20 protein-coding genes and 1 other annotated feature are annotated in these 22,111 nt (G+C 37.7%); of the genes, 7 read left to right on the forward strand and 13 right to left on the reverse strand.

Translation table 11 applies throughout. From position 1 onward, the window contains the following. Nucleotides 1-97: 97 nt before the first annotated feature. The 7 genes from NY10_RS03250 to rpmG form a co-directional block, all read right to left on the reverse strand. A complete protein-coding gene (locus NY10_RS03250) occupies nucleotides 98-1,207 on the reverse strand; it encodes a YqgU-like beta propeller domain-containing protein (RefSeq protein ID WP_058918642.1) in 1,110 nt (369 codons plus the stop codon). A 302-nt stretch (nucleotides 1,208-1,509) separates the two neighbouring features. Further along, a complete protein-coding gene (locus tag NY10_RS03255; RefSeq protein ID WP_058918643.1) occupies nucleotides 1,510-2,496 on the reverse strand; it encodes an ROK family glucokinase in 987 nt (328 codons plus the stop codon). Between the two features lie 22 nt (nucleotides 2,497-2,518). Further along, on the reverse strand, nucleotides 2,519-2,734 hold the full coding sequence (locus NY10_RS03260; protein ID WP_058918644.1) for a YqgQ family protein: 216 nt from the start codon (nucleotides 2,732-2,734) through the stop codon (nucleotides 2,519-2,521). A gap of 18 nt (nucleotides 2,735-2,752) precedes the next feature. After that, complete coding sequence (locus tag NY10_RS03265) at nucleotides 2,753-3,451, reverse strand: rhomboid family intramembrane serine protease (protein ID WP_058918645.1); 699 nt, start codon at nucleotides 3,449-3,451, stop codon at nucleotides 2,753-2,755. 187 nt (nucleotides 3,452-3,638) lie between these two features. Then, the gene (locus NY10_RS03270) at nucleotides 3,639-3,947 is read right to left on the reverse strand and encodes a hypothetical protein (protein WP_058918646.1); all 309 of its coding nucleotides are present in this window, start codon (nucleotides 3,945-3,947) and stop codon (nucleotides 3,639-3,641) included. 79 nt (nucleotides 3,948-4,026) lie between these two features. Beyond that, nucleotides 4,027-4,584 (reverse strand): 5-formyltetrahydrofolate cyclo-ligase, encoded by a 558-nt coding sequence (locus tag NY10_RS03275; RefSeq protein ID WP_058918647.1) that lies wholly within the window; start codon nucleotides 4,582-4,584, stop codon nucleotides 4,027-4,029. Between the two features lie 100 nt (nucleotides 4,585-4,684). Further along, nucleotides 4,685-4,834 carry a 50S ribosomal protein L33 gene (gene rpmG / locus NY10_RS03280; RefSeq protein ID WP_034536796.1) on the reverse strand — a complete coding sequence of 50 codons (150 nt, stop codon included), beginning with the start codon at nucleotides 4,832-4,834 and terminating at the stop codon, nucleotides 4,685-4,687. 459 nt (nucleotides 4,835-5,293) lie between these two features. Between rpmG and NY10_RS03285 the strand changes: the two genes are divergently transcribed. Both NY10_RS03285 and NY10_RS03290 read left to right on the forward strand, forming a co-directional pair. Beyond that, nucleotides 5,294-5,644 carry a hypothetical protein gene (locus tag NY10_RS03285; RefSeq protein WP_058918648.1) on the forward strand — a complete coding sequence of 117 codons (351 nt, stop codon included), beginning with the start codon at nucleotides 5,294-5,296 and terminating at the stop codon, nucleotides 5,642-5,644. Nucleotides 5,645-5,668: 24 nt separating this feature from the next. Continuing rightward, nucleotides 5,669-6,172 (forward strand): hypothetical protein, encoded by a 504-nt coding sequence (locus NY10_RS03290; RefSeq protein WP_058918649.1) that lies wholly within the window; start codon nucleotides 5,669-5,671, stop codon nucleotides 6,170-6,172. A 52-nt stretch (nucleotides 6,173-6,224) separates the two neighbouring features. On the opposite strand, the gene NY10_RS03295 is transcribed toward NY10_RS03290, so the two are convergent. Continuing rightward, a complete protein-coding gene (locus NY10_RS03295; RefSeq protein WP_082664164.1) occupies nucleotides 6,225-8,345 on the reverse strand; it encodes a peptidoglycan D,D-transpeptidase FtsI family protein in 2,121 nt (706 codons plus the stop codon). A 265-nt stretch (nucleotides 8,346-8,610) separates the two neighbouring features. Here NY10_RS03295 and NY10_RS03300 point away from each other — a divergent pair, with 265 nt between their 5' ends. Both NY10_RS03300 and NY10_RS03305 read left to right on the forward strand, forming a co-directional pair. Beyond that, complete coding sequence (locus tag NY10_RS03300; protein ID WP_058918651.1) at nucleotides 8,611-11,358, forward strand: YfhO family protein; 2,748 nt, start codon at nucleotides 8,611-8,613, stop codon at nucleotides 11,356-11,358. Beyond that, nucleotides 11,351-11,989, forward strand: a complete 639-nt coding sequence (locus NY10_RS03305) for a pentapeptide repeat-containing protein (protein WP_058918652.1) — start codon at nucleotides 11,351-11,353, stop codon at nucleotides 11,987-11,989. Before NY10_RS03300 ends, NY10_RS03305 begins: the two co-directional genes overlap by 8 nt. Before the next feature lie 119 nt (nucleotides 11,990-12,108). Here NY10_RS03305 and NY10_RS03310 read toward each other — a convergent pair whose 3' ends face one another. Then, complete coding sequence (locus tag NY10_RS03310) at nucleotides 12,109-12,717, reverse strand: superoxide dismutase (protein WP_058918653.1); 609 nt, start codon at nucleotides 12,715-12,717, stop codon at nucleotides 12,109-12,111. A 191-nt stretch (nucleotides 12,718-12,908) separates the two neighbouring features. Here NY10_RS03310 and NY10_RS03315 point away from each other — a divergent pair, with 191 nt between their 5' ends. Beyond that, on the forward strand, nucleotides 12,909-13,796 hold the full coding sequence (locus NY10_RS03315) for a DUF1189 domain-containing protein (RefSeq protein WP_156413262.1): 888 nt from the start codon (nucleotides 12,909-12,911) through the stop codon (nucleotides 13,794-13,796). On the opposite strand, the gene NY10_RS03320 is transcribed toward NY10_RS03315, so the two are convergent. Next, nucleotides 13,765-15,120 (reverse strand): DEAD/DEAH box helicase, encoded by a 1,356-nt coding sequence (locus NY10_RS03320; protein WP_058918655.1) that lies wholly within the window; start codon nucleotides 15,118-15,120, stop codon nucleotides 13,765-13,767. The two genes, NY10_RS03315 and NY10_RS03320, sit on opposite strands and share 32 nt — an antisense overlap. Before the next feature lie 278 nt (nucleotides 15,121-15,398). On the opposite strand from NY10_RS03320, the gene zwf reads away from it, so the two are divergent. Continuing rightward, entirely contained in the window at nucleotides 15,399-16,883 is a 1,485-nt protein-coding gene (gene zwf / locus NY10_RS03325; protein ID WP_058918656.1) for a glucose-6-phosphate dehydrogenase, read from the forward strand. 47 nt (nucleotides 16,884-16,930) lie between these two features. Here the strand turns inward: zwf and NY10_RS03330 are convergent, their stop codons facing one another. From NY10_RS03330 to argR, 3 genes are read right to left on the reverse strand one after another with little or no spacing between them, the layout of a single operon-like run. Further along, nucleotides 16,931-17,794 (reverse strand): aldo/keto reductase, encoded by an 864-nt coding sequence (locus NY10_RS03330; RefSeq protein WP_058918657.1) that lies wholly within the window; start codon nucleotides 17,792-17,794, stop codon nucleotides 16,931-16,933. A gap of 57 nt (nucleotides 17,795-17,851) precedes the next feature. Further along, complete coding sequence (locus NY10_RS03335) at nucleotides 17,852-19,387, reverse strand: phosphohexomutase domain-containing protein (RefSeq protein WP_058918658.1); 1,536 nt, start codon at nucleotides 19,385-19,387, stop codon at nucleotides 17,852-17,854. 32 nt (nucleotides 19,388-19,419) lie between these two features. Further along, entirely contained in the window at nucleotides 19,420-19,875 is a 456-nt protein-coding gene (gene argR / locus NY10_RS03340; RefSeq protein ID WP_058918659.1) for an arginine repressor, read from the reverse strand. A gap of 167 nt (nucleotides 19,876-20,042) precedes the next feature. Continuing rightward, nucleotides 20,043-20,258: a binding site (T-box leader), on the forward strand. A gap of 99 nt (nucleotides 20,259-20,357) precedes the next feature. On the opposite strand from argR, the gene argS reads away from it, so the two are divergent. Next, nucleotides 20,358-22,052, forward strand: coding sequence for an arginine--tRNA ligase (gene argS, locus NY10_RS03345; protein WP_058918660.1), 1,695 nt, complete (start codon nucleotides 20,358-20,360; stop codon nucleotides 22,050-22,052). Nucleotides 22,053-22,111: the final 59 nt, after the last annotated feature.

Genomic DNA, 22,111 nt, shown 5'->3' on the forward strand with positions numbered 1-22,111 from the left:
CAAAATGCCCCTCTCTTCTCGTACTCACATGAATAATTGTACACAAGAAGAAAGCATTTTACTAGCATTTTTTTATAAAGCTTGTTTTCTAAGATCCTTAAGGGGTCTCCATTGGAATCAAAGGATAGACTTTCTTTTGTTCTAAATCAATAATATACTCAAAACGCCAACCATACAAACTGTATCGACCATTTCCAGCAATGCTGATGGGTGCATTATCCGGCACATCGACGATTGGTTCAATTTTTCGCGTATCAAAATTTAGTTTACCAAATTCAAATTCACCTGTTTCTAACTCTAATTGAGTTGGCTCTTTGGCAAATACTCCATAAATAGCTTCTTTTCTGCCTGATTGTGTCAAATAAGGAAAAACTAAACGTTCATTCATTGAAACCTTTGGTACGGTAATGAATCCTTTATCGACCATAAATGGATACTGACGAGTTAAAAGCAACTCGTTTTTGCTGAAATCAGATGGTGAAAATGTGACGAACGTGTCATTGCTTAAGAAGAAGCCAGAAACTTGATTCCGAATCCGCGTCACCTCATCGTTACGAATATCGCCCATATACAATTCCCCTGTTTTCAATAAAAAGTCTCCAGTATTATCCACATATAAATAAAGGTTCTCAGAATACCAAATCGGCGTTAATGAATTCGATTTGATGTCTTTTAATTGATTTGTCTCAATGTCCCATTTTTGAACAACCATTTCTTCTTCCCATTGATAATAAGATATAAATAATTGATTTTGTTCTACTGGGTTCCATTGAACATTTAAATACCCATTCGTTTCAATTGCTAATTTTTGCTGCTCTTCTCCAGCTAAATTAATAATACGCAATTCTCCGCCAGCTTCACCAGCAACTTGAATAAAAATTTGCTGTTTATTCTCAGAGATGGCTGCGGTCAAAATAATACTACCAGCTTCGTATATCGGGGTCAATTTACCGGAAAAAAGATTAAATCGATACAATGTATCAGCATTCATTTCTCCAGCATGCACCAGTATTTCTTCATCAGAAAGCCAACCGATGACTTTTCTGAAACTTTCATAAGATATTGGAAGTTCATGATAAACATGTTCTTCTTCTGCTTTGCCAGTCTCTTTAGGGTGCTCTTTGCTACAGCTCCCCAAAAATAAAACGGCAGCAAAAAGCAGCACGAATATTCCAATTCCAATGGTTTTTGGTACTTTTTTTCTCATTTCATCACCTTATATTTTCGGTTGTTATCAGTTGAGTTGATACTGTCTACCCCTTTTCTAATCTTATTACTGTAGCTAATTATACCATAGGAATTTTTCTTTAGCATTTTTTAGCTATTCTCAAAACAGCTCTAATCAGTATTATCTTATTTTTTATCCAGTAAAAGAGTGCTTTTTCTCTATAGTAAATAAATGAGCCGCTTAAAGATAACTTTTCCTGTTTCTAACTAGAACCAGCAAATACAAAGTAAAAAAGAGAAACCCTAATGGTTTTAGGGTTTCTCTCCATTTCTTATCTTAATTTAGTCGGCTGCTTCAACTTGTTTAGCCACGATTCCTTTAATTAACGAGCTAGCGCCTATTACGCCTGCATCATTACCCAATTGTGCCAAACGTATTTTACAACTGTCGCGAACCGTCGGGAAAGTAAAGGTGTTGAAGTAATCTTGTACTTGATCTGTTAAAAATTCTCCGGCATTGGATACGCCTCCGCCAATAACAATCGTAGAAGGATTAAGAATATTCGCGATATTGCCACAAGCCAAACCTAGATAAAAAGCTACTTTATCGATCACATGAACTGCTAAAGCATCCTTTTGTTTAGCAAATTCAAACACATCTTTTGCGGTTACCAGCTGTCCATCATCGACCATAACTTTCAAGTTTGATTCGCCAGCGTACTCCTCAGCATAATCTCTCGCTAAGCGGACAACTCCTGTTGCGCTAGCCACTGTTTCAAGACATCCTTTTTTACCACAGGTACAGTCATATCCATTTGGTTCGACCGTTATGTGTCCAACTTCTCCAGCGGCGCCTGCAGCTCCATGCAGCAAGTGTCCCTCTGCTACGATTCCGCCCCCCACACCAGTGCCTAAGGTTAGAAACGCCATATCATCTTCATTTTCTCCAGCGCCTTTCCAGCGTTCTCCAAGAGCGGCAACATTGGCATCATTATCTATGGCAAAAGGAATTCCTGTGCCACTTTCAATCAGTTGTTTTACCGGTTGCAACGTTTTCCAGTTTAAATTGTAAGCCCCAATAACCGTACCTTTTTCGCGATCGACCGTTCCTGGCGACCCCATGCCAATACCGATAAAATCGGCTGCCGACATTCCAAATCGTTCAATGTGTTCATTGATAGATGCGACGATCGCTGGCACTATTTTTGCACCTTCATCGGAAATATCGGTTATGATGCTCCATTTTTGTTGAATTTCACCGGTTTCTGTCAATACCGCAAATTTTACTGTTGTTCCGCCTAAATCAATCCCAATTAATTTCTTTGACATGTACTTCTTCCTCCAACACTGCTTATTTTTTCGTCTGATTTTCTTTTGATTCTTCAACTCGATGTTCTTGTTTAAGAATCAAAAGGGCTGTCATATATTCATCATTTTCAATTAAGCCTTGCTCATGAATTTTTTTCAATTCAATCAACATCAACTCAATATCCCATAACCGTTTTCCTACATAAATAAAAATACCGTAACGTTTTAACAGCTGTTGCACATCATACATTGTTTTCACGCACTCACCACCTATTGATCAAAAAAGAAATCGAGTTCTCACGTAACCTATGACTAGGAGTAAAATCACCATGACAAGAAAAAGTCCGCCAAATTGCAAACGACGTTTTTTCCAACGCGGTAATGGATCTATCGTACTGATAGCCGTTGCTAACAAATAACCTCCTGCAAGTCCGCCAATATGCCCTGCCAAATCAATAGAAGAATCAAAAACACCAAAGACTAAATTAATTAAAACCAACAACATAAAGTTTTTTGACATCTGCTGAATAGCTGGATTATTAGGGTAGGTTTTCCCTAACATTAGAGCGGCTCCGAACAGTCCAAATATAGCGGTGCTGGCTCCTGCAGAAATAGCATTATTAAAAGCAAAACTAGCTGCATTTCCAGCAAATCCGCTTAATAGATAAATCAATCCAAAACGCCAATGACCAAAAATACTTTCCAGTTGAATTCCTAGATAGTATAAAATAATTGAATTGAGTAAAAGGTGCATCCAACCAATATGCAGAAACATCGGCGTAAATAAACGCCACCAATCTCCTAAAACAATAAAAGGATTAAATTTTGCACCGTATTCAATCAACGTATGGGTATTCGTACTGCCCCCGTTAAAGGTCATTAAGATAAACAGTAAAATTTGAAGGCCTAAAAAGGCATATGTCAAAAGCGGCTGCTTAAAAAAACGTTTTATTTTCATTTCCGTTTGGTAATCCAATTGATCAACTCCATTCTCGTCTTATTGTATCTTTTAACTAAAAAATAAAAGCGTAGCGCTATTTTTTAATTATAGCATAAAACAAGCCTGTTCACGGTAACAAAAAGAAAAGGGCTGCAGTCGATGCTCAATGTATCTTCCGTTTTCAGCAAACAAAAAAAGCCAGCTGCAAAGCTGACTCTTTACCTTATTCCATATTATCAATATTTTCACTTAAATCTTGAATCGCTTCCAAATTATGCTCTGCTCGTTCTTTATCTTCCTGTTGTTCCGATAAAGTAAACAGTTCATCTTTTGATAGTGCGAACGGTGTCGAGATAGAAACAACTTGTAAAGGATTCACGTAAACAGCTTCACCTTGTTTATTTTTTATCAAAATTAAACGGTTATCCAGTACACCCTCTTCTGTGCTCACTTGCTCAATAAAGGCTCTTTGAGACATGTTGATTCTTAGAGACTGTCCATTGCTAAAAAACACTTCACATACATCATCCATTTACAAAACCGCCCTTTCTCTTATTACTAGGAGTATACCAAAGGAACGTTTAGACACCAAACAGAATGAATTCTAAAAATCAAATAGTCTGCTTCGTTTCATTGACTGTAATTAAAAGGCCGATCGGAATATCAAAAGATTCTATTTCAAAAGAAGGTATCTTTTGCTCGTTAAAAACTAGTGAAACGGTGTTCCCAGTATAGTCAGCTAAGAAACGATCATAATAGCCGCCACCAAAACCAACACGGTATCCTTTTTCAGAAAAAGCTAATCCAGGAACAATTACCATATCAATGTCTGCTTTCGGGATAGCGGGCAAGGCAGCCGCTGGTTCTGATAAACCAAATGTTGAAGTTTCCATCGGTGTTTCTGAAGTATACCTAACGAAATCCATGATCCGGTTTTTTTTCGCTCTAGGAAGCACTACCTGTTTCCCTTCTTCCCATGCTTTCTCAATAATGGGTCGGGTGTTTAATTCCATTTCTTGTGCCATTGTAGTAGCAATGATTTTAGCTTCTTTCCATTCCACCGTTTGGAAAAGGCGTGCCAAAATAGCTGCTTCTTGTTCTTTTTTTTGCTTGCCGGTTAATTCTTTTAATCGTTCAATGGTTTGTTTGCGGATTTCTTGTTTGGTCATCGGGTAATTCCTCCTAAATAAAAAATGCTGAGAAAGAATCTCTCAGCATTTTTTACTTCGTATATGATTTATGCCACAAAAAAACAACAGAGATCTGTTGTTATTTTGTTTCACGATGTAGAGTAACAACGCGTTCGCGCGGGCAGTATTTTTTGAATTCTACACGGTCCGGATTGTTACGTTTGTTTTTCTTTGAGATGTAATTACGTTCTTTACATTCAGTACATTCCAATGTGATGTTTACACGCATGATTTTCCCTCCAAGCACTAAACAATATTTGAAGTTACATTCCGTAATCTTCTGACTTGAATATCATATCACTTTTTTCAAAAACATGCTAGTATTTTTTTAAAGGTTGTAAAGTTTTTTTACTTTACGTGTATATCTTCATGCTTGCTTCTTGCAGTAGTTAAGGACGAACAACAAATACTGCAAGAAAATACCTGACTAAAGAAAGACTTAAGCGTATTGAAATGAATCAGGCTCTTTTCTAAACTTTTAACCACACAGCTGTTGTCTTATTGATATCGTAAACAAATAGTGGTATGCAGGCTTTCGCAATAAATGTTCGTTATTCTTCTAAAAACAATACGATTGTAATGAGCTGATGTATTTTTATATTTTCATTAAGTTTTTTTTCACTTTTTACATTTCTAAACTAGAATGTGGTAAAATTGATTTTGAGTTTAAATAAAAGAGGTGAAAATAATGGACTTATGGGTAATAGTAATTGTTTTATTAGCCATCGCCATCGGATTGATTGGATGGTCTTTCTATAAAAAAGATAACGGTGAAAAAATCAAAGAAGAATTTGAAGAATTGTCTCTTCAACTGTTACAAGATATTTTTCAATTAAAGAAGCGTGTTTCTGTTTTAGAAAAAGAATTAAACATTCATACAGAAGAAATTGCAACTTCAGCCAAAATACACGATGTCTTGAAAAAACATGTCATCACCTTGTATACCCAAGGAGTAGCAATTGAAGATATCGCTAATCAAACAAGATTATCTGAAGCGACCATCAAAGTGGTTGTCGATGAATATCTCGAAAACAACTAAAAACAAATTAAAGGAGCTTTTTGAATGAGTAGACCCACATTACGTTACTTGGCAGTAGGATTTTTAGTCTCTGCCATCGTTCTTGCCGGATACCGTCTTTTCCTTTATGAGCCAGCTGCTGCTGCCAAACAACCGGCTTCAAACGAAACCGTTGAATTAAGCGAAGAAGAGTTATCCTATAAAGAAAAGTATGAACAATTGTTGGCAGAAACAGAAGTTGCCAATTTATCTAAAGAAAGTTCAGACACTGCTGAATCAGCCAGTTCAGAAGAACCAAAAGAAACAGATTCTTCTGAAAAAGATTCAAGCGAACCAGCTGTCACTAAAACAACCATTATCATTAATAATGGAGATCCTAGCAGTGTAGCTGTTCAACAACTAGCTGACCAAGGAATCATCGAAAATTCTTCTGATTTCGAAAAGTTTCTTGATGAGAATAATTATGTTTCTCTTCTGCGTCCTGGTTCTTATGAAGTTACCAGCGAAATGGATTCTCAACAAATTGCAGAGGCCTTGATGGGTCGCTAAACAGCAGAAAAACCCTTCTAATCATAGTGATTAGAAGGGTTTTTCTGTGTTATTATTCTTCGGTTGTCGTTTCTTTCTCCAGTTCATCGTCTAGCTGAGCATATTTCCCTACTCGAAAGTATGCATCTAACACTTGTCGGCCAATAGTTGTATTTTCACTGTTGGTATTTGTTATCGGTAAATAAGGAACTACCACCGTGACAGCAATTTCAGGATTATCGAACGGTGCATAGCCGATAAACGTCCGATTGATCACTGAGGAGCCTTTTGCATTTTCCACTGGTCCATCGTAGATAGCTTCAGCTGTCCCTGTTTTCCCAGCGGCATCATATGGTGCTCCGATAAAAGCACTTCTAGCCGAACCATTTGCCCCATGAATTACTTGATACATTCCTTGCTGTACACGAGAAAACTCTGTTTCGCCAACGTTAACGGTATTCAATACTTCGGAACCTAATTGAGTTTCTAAAACTCCTAGATTCCCATCTTCATCTGTTCCACGGATTTCGTCGACGATTCTTGGTGCGATTCGTTTTCCTCCATTAGCAATAGTAGATGCATATTGGAGCATTTGAATCGGCGTATACGTATCGTATTGCCCAAAAGAAAAGAAGAGCGGTTGGACGCCGGTGATATCCGAACCCACAAAACCAGAACCTTCATTCGGCAAATCGATTCCGGTTTTCAAGCCTAATCCGAATTGCGCGTAATACCCTCTTAATTTGTTAATAACTTCGTTTCCATCAATACTCAAATTTATTCCTGAACTATACGTGTATTGTCCTCCCATACGCATTGCAATTTTAGACATGTAAACGTTGGATGAACGTTCCAACGCAGTAATATCGTTCACTGCTACACTTCCGCTTCGGTTAAACACCGAACTGATAGAATTCCCCGCATTTCTTCCGAACTTTAATGGTTCATCCACTATTGTATTGTCATTTAACGTGATTACTCCATCCATATATCCAGCCAATACCGTTGCTGGCTTAACAGAAGATCCCATCGAATAAGCACTACTAATCGCGCCTAATGCATCGTCTTCAATTTTACCCGTTTTCGGGTTTACTTTTTGGCCAGTCATTGCCATTATTTCACCTGTATTTGGATCAGAGGCAATAACGTATACGCGGTCATTCAACCCTTGACGATGTTGTGCGAGGGAATTGTAAGCAATTTCTTCAACGATTTTTTGGAAATTCATATCAATAGTCAATACTAAATTATCGCCTTTTTCGCCAACATAATTTTGAATGGTATTCACAATATCGCCATTTTGATTGGTCTCTGTCGCAGATTTTGATTTAGAACCGCTTAGAACTTGTTCGTACTGCTGTTCTAAGTAACTTTTCCCAACCCGGTCATTGCGAGCATAGCCTTTAGCTAAATAAGTAGCTGCTTTATTGTCTGGCAGCCCTTCTGCTTCGGTCGTAACATCTCCTAAGATACTTCTCAGCATTTCTCCTTCTGGATATGTCCGAACCCAGTCTGTGCCGGTGTCAACCCCAGGCAAAGCCAAAAGATTTTCGCTGACTCTTGCGATTTCTTCATCGGTCACATCTTCGCTTTTGATGTTAATCGTTGACAGCGCATAGGCGCCATTCATTCGTTTAAAAATAGCTGCTGCTTCTAATTCTTCTTCTGAAAATTGGATGTCTTCATCGGTCACACGATCAATTTGCAATTGATAAAGCTCTGATCCAGTCAGCTTTTTTTCTGTTTCAGTTAACCGTTTGTTTAGTTCTTTTTCATTTGAAACTGCCCAAAAATCTTTCAAGTCTCTAATCGATAAATCAAAGTCTTTCTCTGTTTCCACTTGAGTGACATGCGGCATTTTTATATAACTTGCCAAATTCAAAGCAATTTTAGCCATATCTTCACCGGATACGCCTTTTCCTCTCGTATATGTAATGGCTTGAAGAGGATTATTTCCGACAAGCTTACGGTGCTGGCTATCGTAAATTTCGCCACGAGGTACTGTCCCAGTTGCTAATGTAGTCTCGGTTCGTTGCACTTGTGTTTCAAATTCTTCACCTTTCACAATCTGCAGATAACCTAAACGCAAAATAAGCGTTGCAAAAAGCAAAAAAACCACGAAGAACAAGAGGTTTAAACGAAAAGGAATATGGGATCTTTTCTTATCATTTTTCTTTTTGTTCGATTTCAACACTACACCTTCCTATTCCATTAAACTTTCCTCATTGTAACAAATTTGATTGAATTTAACCATTGAATGAGGAAAATTTTAATTATTCCTTAGTAATCTATGCTATTCTAGTTTGTGAGTGCCGTTTGGTTTCCGAAAAACAATCAATAAAGCTTATTAACCAACAAGATAAACCATCTATTTTAAATTGGTTTTGACGTTTCCATTCGTGCAGCGGTCTGAAGCCACTCTTCTGCTTTTTATTCTATTATTTATTGAGGTGAATCGTATGCAAAAAACAATTAAAGCTTTTTTTTATAACTACTGGCCGCTTTTACTAGCCTTTTTTGTCCCATTCCTAACGATGTCGCTCATTTACATCATTCAAGGAGTTTATCCTTTTGGGAACAGTTCGCTGATGACAGTTGATTTAGGCCAACAATACGTCGACTTTTATGCCTATTACCGGCAAACTTTTTTTGAAGACCCATCGAGTTTCTTTTACTCTTTTTCTAAAGCTATCGGCGGAGATATGGTTGGCTTGTGGGCTTATTATTTAACCAGTCCTTTCAATGTAGTTTTTTTATTTTTTCCACATCACCAACTGCCGTTTGCTATTACCTTTTTAACGGTACTGAAAATTAGTTTAACGGGATTAAGTTTTGGGTGGTTGTTAAAAAAAGGGTTCAATGGAGACGGATTTAGCTTAGCTGCTTTTTCGATCAGTTATGCTTTGATGGGGTATACCATCGTTAATCAATTAAACATTATGTGGCTTGATGGGTTGATCTTTTTACCTCTTATAGCTTTAGGAATTGAGCGGTTGTTAAATCAACACAAAGGATTGACCTATTCGATTTTCTTAGCTTTGACATTGTTTGCGAATTATTATATTGGGTATATGATTTGTTTATTTCTAGTTGGGTACTTTTTATTCCGGTTGATCGGAATGACGTATCCCTCCACCTTAACTTTAAAAGACAAAATCAAAGCAAATCTTCATTCTTTATTTTTATTTGCTTGGCATTCCTTATTAGGGGCCGGCTTAGCTGCTGGTTTATTGCTGCCAACTTTTTATTCTTTGCTGGGCAGCAAAGCCAGCTACACTAAATTGGCTTTTGACTGGGAATTAGCATATCCATTCCATGAAATGCTTTCAAAACTGGTCATTGGTGCTTTTAACTTTGACCAAATGCCTAGCGGCTACCCGAATCTTTTTATTGGAAGTCTAGCAATCGTTTCTTTTGGTTGTTACTTTTCCAATCGCGCTTTTCCTTTGCGAGAACGGATTACTGCTGTCGCTTTAATGAGTTTATATGTGGTTTCCATGAACTTAAAAGCTTTTAATATGGTTTGGCATGCCATGCAGTACCCTATTTGGTATCCTTATCGTTTTTCTTTTGTCGTTTGTTTCTTCATGATTTTAAATGGATTTAGAAGTTTCATGAATATGAAAGGCTTAAAACCACTAGAGACATTCTTTAGTGTCAGCTTAACCGCTGTTGTTTGTCTTTCTGTTTATCAAGGCAACTTCGATTTTGTTTATCCGGAACAACTTGTGTTGACCATTTTGTTTGCTTTACTGATTATTTTTATGCTGATCATTAAACCGCAACGTTATCGTTGGTTGCCGCTCGTTCTGTTTCTGATCACAACAGTGGAAATGGGAATAAACGCCCAAATTGATTTATCGCGCTTGAGCTATGTCAAACAAGACTCATTTTCGATGTACCAAAACATACTAGACACCGATATTTCCGCCATTCAAAAAGAAGACAATGATTTTTATCGAATTGAGAAGACGTTTTTACGTTCAAAAAATGACAGCTTTCAAGCAGATTACCCGAGCATATCGCATTTCAGTTCAACTTTTGAAAAAGAAATTCCGCAATTATTCGGCGATCTGGGATTCCCGGTTGGAGATGGGTTTATCGTTTATGCAAACGGAACAGTTTTCACCGATGCGCTCTTTGGAATCAAATATTACATCAGTGAACAAAATGCCCTTTACCGATTGCCTGAACAAGAAGATGAGTTGTTAAAAGATGTTTCTTTGCTTAAAACGATAGACGCTAAAGAACCTGCTCATCCTGCCAATACGGAATTTCAATTATCCTTGATGCAAACCAAGCCTGACTTACGTTCTTATCAGCCTATTGCTGAGACGAACCGTACTGTTTTGTATCAAAACCCTAATGCCCTGCCGATTATGTTCGGCAGCAATCAAGCGATTTTAGATGTTCCGCTGATCGCGGGTCAGCCAATTCAATTACAGGAGAACATATTGAACGCTTTAGTTGGTTTGCCTGAAACAAATCACTTGTTTGTTCCAACAGATTTTACGAGCACGGTTTATCAAAATGTAACTGGTGTTAGTTCTACACACAATAACACGTATACGAAACAAATTGCTAATCAAGACGCAGCAGTGTCGTTTCAGTTTACTCCTGAGACCAATGATGCTTATTACCTAACTCTGAGTCCAAATGTGAAAGACGAAGATGCTTCAATTTATTTGAATGGCGTTCCATTTACTCAATACCCAACTTATCGAGATTTATTGGTTTTAAATTTGGCAAACTTGAACAAAGAAGATACGATCACTATTAAATTCAATTTAAAAAAATCGTCTCTTAAACTCGATCACTTTCAATTGTATCGACTGGATCAAACAGTCTTTTCCGATGCCATAGATCACTTGCAACAAGGCGGCATGACTGTTTCGGAACATAGCAGTACTCATTTTAAAGGCGAAGTTACCATTCAGGATGATCAACAAGTATTGTTCACTTCTATTCCTTATAGCAAAGGCTGGAATGCTCAGATTGACGGCATTCCTGTGAAAACCGAAAAAGCACTCGATAGTTTACTGGCTGTTCCAATTACGCCTGGGAAACATACTGTCACCCTTGATTACCGAACACCACTGTTTAAAGAAGGTGTCATCGTATCTGTTATTTCTGCCCTTTTCTTATTACTGACTCACTTAATTTCACGAAAATCTACTACAACTTTAAAAGGAGATCTCTATGAGTAAATTAATTAAAATCGCACCACCTAAAATACCTGCCACTCTGACCCCAGCTACTTTTGATGAGTTAGAAGATGAGGCTTATTATACCAATGTCGTTTTTCAAGACTGCACGTTAAGCGATGCTGATTTTGAAAAAGTCTGTTTTAAGAGCGTTTCTTTTATTAACGTCAGTTTTGAAAACTGCCGCTTTCGCCAATTAGAATTGCTAGATGTGAGCTTTGAAAAATGCAACATCAGCAATACCGAATTGATTGAAGCAATCGTTCACCGTGTTCACTTTTCAAACACTAAATTTCTAGGAACAAATTTTGCTGAAGCTTCTATCATGGATACCTATTTTAAGCATTGTTTCGGCAACTATAGTTCTTTCAGCTACGCTTCTTTAAAACGGGTATGTTTTGAAGAAACAGCTTTAATTGAAAGTGATTTTTTCGAAATCAAATGGCAGCAGCTGCTTTTTAAAGCTTGTGATTTAAATGGAGCTAATTTAATGCAAACAGATCTAAAAGGACTGGATTTAAGTTCATCTACTTTTGAACAAATTGCCGTTTCCACTGACTTGCTTAGAGGAAGCATCTTAAATGCGGGACAAGCACTGGTTATTGCTGGAGCATTAGGCATTCAGATCAACTAATAGGCAAAACAAAAAGAACTTGTTTGAGAAAAGTACTATTCTCAAGCAGGTTCTTTTTTAACAGACACAAAAACAGACAGACGAATGAACGCCTGTCTGTTTTTTTTATTAGCATTACTTTATTTTGCTGCTGCGTAATTTTTTGCTGCTTCTTCCCAGTTTACTACATTCCAGAATGCTTTAATGTAGTCTGGACGTACATTTTTGTAGTTTAGGTAATAAGCATGTTCCCATACGTCTAACCCTACTACTGGAGTTTTGCCTTCAGATAATGGAGAATCTTGGTTTGGTGTTGAAGTGATCGCTAATTTCCCGCCATCTACTACTAGCCAAGCCCAGCCTGAGCCAAAACGACTAGTTGCTGCCGCTGCAAATTCTTCTTTAAATTTGTCTAAGCTGCCAAAAGTAGATTCGATTGCTTCTTTTAATTCGCCAGTTGGCTCGCCGCCGCCTGTTGGAGAAAGAATTTTCCAGAAAAAGCTATGATTAGCATGTCCGCCACCGTTGTTTCGAACTGCTGTACGAATGTCTTCAGGAACTGCAGACAAATCAGCAACCAACTCTTCAATTGATTTTTCTCCTAATTCAGGATGTTTTTCAATTGCTTTATTCAAGTTTGTTACATAAGTGTTGTGATGTTTGTCATGATGCAAATGCATCGTTTCTTCATCAATAGATGGTGCTAATGCATCATATGCATAAGGTAATTCTGGTAATTCATAAGCCATAATTAAATTCCTCCGTATAATATATATTTTGTCATTGCTTTGCTACTCTTTAAATGTAACACCTTTCATCCCAAATTTCAAAGCCTTTGCTCTTTTTTTATCGGAAACGGCCATTCTGTCAGAATCATGAGATCTTCTTCGGAGATATTGAGTTTCAAGCCTCAAAAGATTACAATAATAAAGAACAGCTTTTGTCTAAAATAATGTTAGGAGGGATTTATATTCAATTAGTCAAATTATTCATGGCTTCCGTTAGTCATCCGGAAGAATTACTTGAAGCACGTAAATTAAAAAAAGGAAAAATTTTTCTTTATCTTTTATTTCTTGCATTCATTACAGCGATCCCTACTTGGATTCAAGGAAATCGTATCTTAAATGACTTCAATAAAGATGGGCAAACCATTTCTGAACACCTTCCTGCTTTCAAGATTGAAAATGATCAATTAGTTACTGATAAACCTGAAGAAAGTTTTATTTATCAAACGGATTCCATCATTTTCACTTTCGATCCTGCTGGTGAGCAAAGTGTTGAGGATGTTGACAAAAATAGAATCGGTACGACTATCGGCATTGCGCTGCTCAAAGATCGTTTTTATATCAGCGCACCTGGTTATCCAGTTGAATTGTCTTATACCAAAATGAACGGTGTTACAGATCAATTCTTTACTGATCTTGTCCTTGGCATGCAGACAATGAATAGTTTTGTTTTGATCCTCTCTTTTGGCATTATTTGGTTGATGAGTTTAATCATTATGCTGGTTTACAATTTATTGTATACCGTTTTTGCTAACTTAGTCGCTACTTTTAGTCGACGCCCACTACGGTTTGCAGCGAATTGGAGACTTGTAGTGTTTGCTTCAACTTTGCCGACTCTTTTCTTTGCTCTTTTAAATAGTTTTGATTTAACTCCCTATTTTCAATTAGAGACAAAACTAGTAGTAACGCTTTATATTTATTATTTAGCTATAAAAAAATACCCAAAGAAACTTTACCGGGTAAATAAAAAAAACTCTGAAAAATCGAAGTCTCGATTTTTCAGAGTTTTTTTTATTTGTTGGCCTTTTTATTGGCTTTTTTGATTGCATTCGCTTGTGTACGGCGTTCAACACGACGTTTTTTCAAACTGCTTGCTTTAATAGCACGTCCCATTTTTTTCTTGTAACCAGGTTTGATGTTTTTCTTCGCTTTCTTCATCATCCCTCTTATTTCTGGGTCAATCGGATCGGTTGTTTTCTTCTCACGTTGCGCACGACGTTTACGGTCAAATGTATCCGTGATTTCACCATTTTTAACGGTTTTCGGTTCAAATGTGATCCCTAATTTTTCAATATCAGCAATCAAGTTTTCATCGCTTGGTCCATATAAAGTAATTGCCGTTCCTTTTAGGTTGTTACGTCCTGTCCGGCCTACTCGGTGAATAAAGAAATCTAAATCACGTGGTATTTCTGCATTGATAACATGAGAAACGCCCTCGATGTCAATTCCGCGAGCAGCCAAGTCAGTAGCTACAACAAATTGATAGTCCAAATTCTGCACTTGTTTCATGACACGTTTACGCTCACGTGGTGGAATATCTCCATGAATAGTGGCTACTTTTACTCCTCTCGCCTTAAGACCTCCCGCAATTTCATCAACTTTTGCTTTGGTATTAGCAAAAATCATCACTAGGTAAGGTTGGCCGATCATCAGCAATTCATAAATAACATCAACCCGATCTCTGCCTTTAGTAGAGATCAACCAGTTTTCAATGGTCGAAGAAATAACTTCTTTTGGTTGGATGTGTTCATACAAAGGATTTTCCATGTACTTTTTCAAAAACGGTTTTAATTTATTGGGAATCGTTGCTGAGAAAATCAACATTTGTAAATTAGCTGGCAATTTGCTGGCGATTTGATCGACATCTGTTAAAAAGCCCATGTCCAACGTCATATCAGCCTCATCAATCACCAATACAGGTGCTGTATGGATCAATAACGCGTTTTCCGTTACTAAATCTAAGATACGTCCTGGTGTTCCAATAACAACATGCGGTTGTGTGCCCGCCAATTTAGCCATTTGCCGTTTTTTGTCTGTGCCCCCTACATAAGTTTGCACGATAATTTTCTCAGGCGCTTTTTCTACCAATTGAAGAGCTGCTTGGTAAATCTGTTCCGCCAACTCACGACTTGGAGTCGTAATGACAACTTGAACTTCTTCTTTCCCTGGGTTGATCGCATTGATCAACGGCAGCAAGAAGGTGTGCGTTTTTCCTGATCCGGTTTGCGATTGTCCAATGACGCTTTTTCCTTTTTTTATTGCTGGAATAAGTTTATCTTGAACTTCTGTCGGTTCAGTAAAGCCTATTTCGTTAATAGCTTGTATTAAGAATGGTTGTAAATCAAATTTTTCAAATGTATGGTTCATTGTTACGCCTCTTTTCTCTCGATACTCTTTTGCATCCTTCGTATTGTAACACAAACTGTCCTATTTCGTTACTAAAATGCTAGCTTTATTAAGATTTTGCCATTGTTTTTCAAGATCAATTCTCGCTAGATTTTTCTTCAGTGCTAAGAAAAGAACAGAAAAATGAGAGAAAGAGTAATTGATTCAAACTCAAAAAAACAGTACAATGTATAAGATAACCGCGCGCTAAACATTTATAAGTAAATATAGGGGTTAGATTGAAGGAGAGGTAAAGACAAATGAGTAAAGAAAAAATCGCTCTATTCACCATTTTTGGTGGGACTGGAGACCTAGCAAAGAGAAAGTTATACCCTTCTCTTTATCGCTTATACAAAAAAGGCTTTCTGGCCGAAAAGTTCGCAGTCATTGGAACAGCAAGAAGAGAATGGACAGACGAGTACTACCGTGACATCGTAATGGATTCAATCAATGGATTGGCAGAGTCTTATGAACATGCAGCTGAATTTGCTAGCCACTTCTATTACCAATCGCATAACGTGACGGATATTGAACATTACAGTACATTGAAAAAGCTGACTGAAACGTTAGATGAAAAGTATCAATTAGAAGGCAACCGCTTATTCTACTTAGCTATGTCTCCTAACTTTTTTGGCATTATTTCACAGAACTTAAAAGACGGCTTATTGTTGACAGATTCTGGCTTTAACCGTTTGATCATTGAAAAACCTTTTGGTCACAATTACAGTAGTGCCTTAGAATTAAACGAACAAATTCGCGCATCCTTTGCAGAAGATCAAATTTATCGAATCGATCACTATCTTGGCAAAGAAATGGTGCAGAATATTTCAGCGGTTCGTTTTGCTAATAATATGTTTGAATCTATGTGGAATAATCGCTACATCGACAATATCCAAATCACATTAAGCGAATCTCTGGGGGTTGAAGAACGCGGCGGGTATTACGATACTAGCGGCGCGTTAAGAGATATGCTGCAAAACCATATTCTCCAAATGGTTTCTTTACTTGCTATGGAACCTCCTACACGCTTGCATGATAAAGAAATTCGTGCTGAAAAAATTAAAGCACTTCAAGCTGTCCGCTTATTCAAACCTGAAGATGTTCCGCATTACTTGGTACGGGGTCAATATGGCCGCAGTACGGTCAATGGCGAACACTTCGAAGGGTATCGCGAGGAGTTGAATGTTGCTCCCGATTCGCAAACGGAAACTTTTGTTGCCGGAAAAATCATGATCGATAATTTCAGATGGTCAGGTGTACCTTTCTATTTCCGAACTGGTAAACGTCTAGCCGAAAAAGGAACACAAATCGATATTGAATTTAAAAATGTCCCTTTGAATTTATTTAACGATAATAGCGATGAACCGTTGCCTCCAAATGTATTAACGATTTATATCCAGCCAACAGAAGGTTTCTCTTTAGAACTGAACACTAAAAAAGTAGGACTTGGGCTGGAAACGGAGACCTTGAAACTGGAACAGAAGCATTCTGCTGAAACGACTGCTAATAGTCCCGAAGCGTACGAAAAACTTATTTTAGATTGTTTAAATGGTGATTCAACAAACTTTACTCACTGGGATGAAGTTGCGAGCTCATGGAAGTTTGTCGATATTATCCGCCAAGCATGGGACAACGAGACCATCGACTTCCCGAACTATCCAAGCGGTTCAATGGGGCCAATCGAAAGCGATCTTTTGTTAACAAAAGACGGTTTCCAGTGGCACTGGTGTCCGACTAAAGAATAAAAAAAATAAACCCCTTTGCCTAGATTTTATAGACAAAGGGGTTTTTATTAAGCTTCTGGTCTAATAGACGTTGCTTTCATACGTTCTTGGTCGTCTGGGTCTCCCCCATAACGAGTTTCTGTATTTAATGTAGCGATTTGAGCCATGTCTTCATCCGTCAGAGAAAAATCAAACAATTCGCTATTTTCTTTAATACGGTCTGCGTGAACAGATTTAGGAATAACGACTTCTCCTCGTTCTAAATGCCAACGCAAAATAACTTGAGCAGGCGTTTTAAAGTATTTTTGGCCGATATCTACTAAGACAGGATTTGACAACAAACCTGATTTTCCTTGACCTAATGGTCCCCAAGCTTCATGAATAATGCCGTTGGCTTTCATATACTCATGAAGTTCATGCTGCGGAAATTCTGGATGTGTCTCGATTTGATTGATCATCGGTTGCATCAATCCTTGGTTTTTCAATTCTTCTAAATGATGAATTTGGAAGTTTGAAACCCCAATGGCACGAATTTTTCCAGCCTCATACAATTCGATCATTGCTTTCCAAGTTTCAACAAATTTTGGTGCAGCCCAGTGAATTAAGTACAAATCCAAATAATCGGTTCCCAATTTATCTAAACTCTCTTGAAATGCTTTTTTCGTTTGCTCGAAACCTTGGTCATAATTCCATACTTTTGAAGTCAAGAAAAGTTCTTCACGTGGTATCCCCGACTCTTTCAAGCCGCGTGCTAAGTATTCTTCGTTTCCATAAATTTTAGCTGTATCGAAATGACGATAACCAATCTCCACAGCCGATTTGACTGCTTCAACTAATTCTTCCTCATCTTTCATTAGGAAAACACCAAGTCCTAATTTTGGGATCTTCACCCCATTATACAGTTCATAACTCTCAAGTAATGCTTTCCCCATAACAAACAGCTCCTCTTTCGTATTTACTCTCTTATCATAGGACAATTCTGCTCAAAATTACAAGCGAGAAGAATCCAAGTTATCTTGTGCAGTAAAAAAGGCTTTTAAATCTTGCCGCAATTGTTTGATTGCACCCTTTTGATCGCTTTCTAGATTCAAAACTAATAATGGTTCATGTAAACTCATGCGCAGCAATAACCATCCGGCTCCATATTTCCCGCTCGTATTGACACGGACGCCTTCTAAATTATCCGGATCAACTGCTAAATCGGAGGTCTGACGAATAAATGTTTCAAATGCTGCAATGGTTTCTTTACCTATTTGCTGCACGTCTTCTCCTAAAATAGCGAAACGAACTTCATCGGTTTCTACAGGCTGCTTCAATTCTTCAATCAAACTCACAATGGTTTTGCCTTCTTTTTGTAAAATAGCGTCTGTCATTAAAATTTTAGCGACCAAATAAGCTCCGTCATCTAAAAAGTAATTTTCTTTCAGCGCTGCATGACCACTTGTTTCAATAGCTAAGCTGGTCGGGATTCCTTCTTGGTTTAATTTCAGTGCTTGGTTGATAACGTTTCGGTAACCAGTCAAATAACGACTTTGTTTGCCGCCTAACGACTCAATAAAGACCTTCAAATGTTCTGAAGTTGTAGAATTGGTAACAATCGTTGTGCCAGGTTGTTCTTTTATTAAAATAGCTGAAATAACAGCGATTAAATTGTTGCGGTTTAAAGTAACTCCATGGTTATCGACTAAAGCTGATCGGTCTACATCCGTATCAAAAATAACACCTAAATCTGCTTGATGAGCTAAAACAGCTGTTTGAATACTTTTCATCGCTTCTTTGTTATCTGGATTAGGAATATGATTTGGAAAATGCCCGTCTGGATCTAAAAACTGACTGCCTGTGATATCGGCGCCCAATTTTTTCAAAACTTCCGTTGCAAAAAAACCACCTGCACCATTTCCTGCATCTACGATGATATGACGCCCTGTTAACGGTCTTTCATAGTTAATGGGATCATTGATGCCTTTTTGTATTTTAGCGACTAAATCAGCTGCATAAGCCGTCAATAAAGGCTGAGAGGTAACCAAACCTTGATCCGTTTCCCATGTGATATTTTCCCAGTCTGCTTTTTCTAAAATAAACTGAATGTCCTCATGTTCTGCTCCGCCATCTTTTGTAAAAAACTTTAACCCATTGTATTCATATGGCAGATGACTAGCTGTAATCATAATAGCAGCATCACAATTGTATTCTTCATACTGGGTCGACATAAACATCGCGGGAGTTGTAGCCAACCCCACTTCAACAATATCGATTCCTGTATTCGTCAATCCTTTGATTAAAACCGTCTGGATGCGTTTAGCTGATAACCGACTGTCGTAGCCGATCGCTACTTTTAAAGGTTTCTTTTCATTGGTCACTTTTAATTGTTTGGCTTCTTTCAGCCAAACAGCTAAACCGTAAGCAATAGCTTCAATTCGCTCGTCCGTCAATGTAACTTCATACTGATCCGTTTGTATGGCAATTCCGCGGATATCCGATCCATTTTGTAAACTAGCCAAACCAGAAAGGGGCGTTTGTGACATCTAATGACCTCCAAGTATTATTTTTTTGATGGTTACTCATTGACCCATTTATGTAAATAATCATACATCTTAATGGCCTCTTCTTCATTTTTCGAAATAATTAAACAGGTATCGTTTCCAGCAATCGTGCCAACTTTTTCCGGGAAATCAATGGCATCCATCAGTGCTCCGATGACATGTGCATTTCCAGGAATCGTCATCAAAATCGTCATAAATTGAACTCTTGTTAACTTGATGACCACTTCCCCTAATGTCGATTGCAATTTTTCTTCATTAGACATTTTATTGTTTTGGAAAAGCGTGTATTTGACATTTCCATTTGAAGTGGTCGTTTTAACTAGATGCATCTCTTTGATATCACGCGAAATCGTTGCTTGCGTCGCTTCTACACCTTCTTTTTTCAAGTAATGCAATAACTCTTCTTGAGTGGCGATATCATAATTGTTAATGATTTGTTTGATAGCTAATTGTCGATTTGATTTTTTCATACTGTTCAGACCTCCTTATAATTAAACGATTCTTTATTATTATACCAAATAAAACATGAATACGCTTAGATTTAACGATTTATTTAAAAAAAGATGAATAAAAATTCTTTTTTTTAACTATTGGAATTGTTCAATGGGTTTGCTATAATTGGCTATAAGTAAAAAACACACTTTCGTTGATGAAGAGAGTACTGATTTTCGATTGTTTTAAGCGAGTTGGGACGGTGAGAGCCAGCAGCAAAAAATCAGGAAACGCACTTCAGAGAAAATAATTCGAACTGCAGTAGAATTATTCGGTTTTGTTTGCCGTTATCTAAAAACAAGTGGCTTCATTTTTGATGAAGCAACAAGAGTGGTACCGCGGGCTCAACCTCGTCTCTTTTTTGATCTAGTCATAGAATCAAATCAGGGCGTTTTTTTTATGTCTAAAACGAATGATAGATGAACCTCATCTAGTCATATTTAATAGGAGGAAAAATGTAATGAATTATAAATTAATCGTTGCTGAAGCACTGCAAGAACAAATTGGAGACACATTATCCGTTGAAGCTATTTTCAATTTACTTGAAAAACCAAAGTCAGCCGAACATGGAGATGTTGCGTTCCCTACATTTTCACTAGCTAAAGTTTTTCGCAAAGCTCCACAACAAATTGCTGCCGATCTAGGAGTGAAAGTAACTTCTCCAATGGTTGCAAAAATTGATGTGGTCGGTCCATATTTAAACTTTTTCTTGGATAAATCAATTGTAAGTGCAGCTGTTTTGAAGGATGTTTTAACACAAGGCGAACAATACGGAGATTTAGCGATTGGAGCAGGCAGCCAAGTTCCTATCGATATGTCTTCGCCCAATATTGCTAAACCTATTTCAATGGGCCACTTGCGTTCAACTGTTATCGGAAATGCTTTAGCTAATATTTATGCTAAAGTGGGCTATAAACCGATTAAAATCAATCACTTAGGCGATTGGGGCACTCAATTCGGTAAGTTGATCGTTGCCTACAAACTTTGGGGCAACGCTGAAGCAATCGATGCTGAACCTATTGCTGAGTTGCTGCGTCTTTACGTGAAGTTCCATGCTGTCGCTGAAGAACAACCAGAATTAAATGATGACGCACGTGAATGGTTCAAAAAATTAGAAGACGCTGATGAAGAAGCTGTTTCACTCTGGAAATGGTTCCGTGAAGAATCGTTAAAAGAGTTTAACCATATTTATGATATGTTAGACATTACTTTTGATTCCTTTAACGGCGAAGCTTTCTACAATGATAAGATGCAAGAAATTGTTGATCTGTTAGAAGAAAAACACCTATTAACGGTTGATAATGGAGCTAGTATTGTTGATTTAGAAAAGTACAACTTGAACCCTGCTCTTATCAAAAAATCAGATGGAGCTACATTGTACATTACACGTGATTTAGCTGCTGCACTTTATCGGAAACGGACATATGATTTTGCTCAAAGTTTATACGTTGTCGGCAATGAACAAAGCAATCATTTCAAACAATTAAAAGCTGTTTTAAATGAAATGGGATACGCTTGGTCTGAAGACATGCACCACATCCCATTCGGTTTAATTACCCAAGGCGGCAAAAAACTGTCTACTCGTCAAGGTAAAATCGTCTTACTAGAAGAAGTTTTAAACGAGGCCATAGACCTAGCTCATCAACAAATTGAAGCAAAAAATCCTGACTTGCCAAATAAAAATGAAGTTGCTGACCAAGTAGGTATTGGCGCAGTTGTTTTCCATGATTTGAAAAATGATCGGTTGAATAACTTTGACTTTGTTATTGAAGAGGTTGTACGTTTTGAAGGCGAAACGGGCCCTTACGTTCAATACACACGTGCTCGTGCAATGAGCATTTTGCGTAAAGCTGGCGATTTTAAAGTAGAGCCTGCTGCTGATTATATGCTGAACGACGCTTATAGTTGGGAAATCGTTAAATTGCTGCAAGAATACCCTGAAACTATTCAAAGAGCCTATGAAAAACGCGAACCTTCTGTGATCGCTAAACATGCACTGCACTTAGCGCAAGCTTTCAACCGTTACTATGCAAATAGCAAAGTTTTAGTTGAAGATGCTGGCAGACCGGCCCGCTTGGCTTTAGTCCAAACGGTTGCCATTATCTTGAAAGAAGACTTAAGATTGCTAGGAGTTAAAGCTCCAGACCAAATGTAATCTGTTCGTTCTTTTCATCGCAACAAAGAAGAACCCTTAAACCTATTTTTAGGTTTAAG

This window comes from Carnobacterium sp. CP1 (assembly GCF_001483965.1).
GTDB classification, from domain to species: Bacteria; Bacillota; Bacilli; order Lactobacillales; family Carnobacteriaceae; genus Carnobacterium_A; species Carnobacterium_A antarcticum.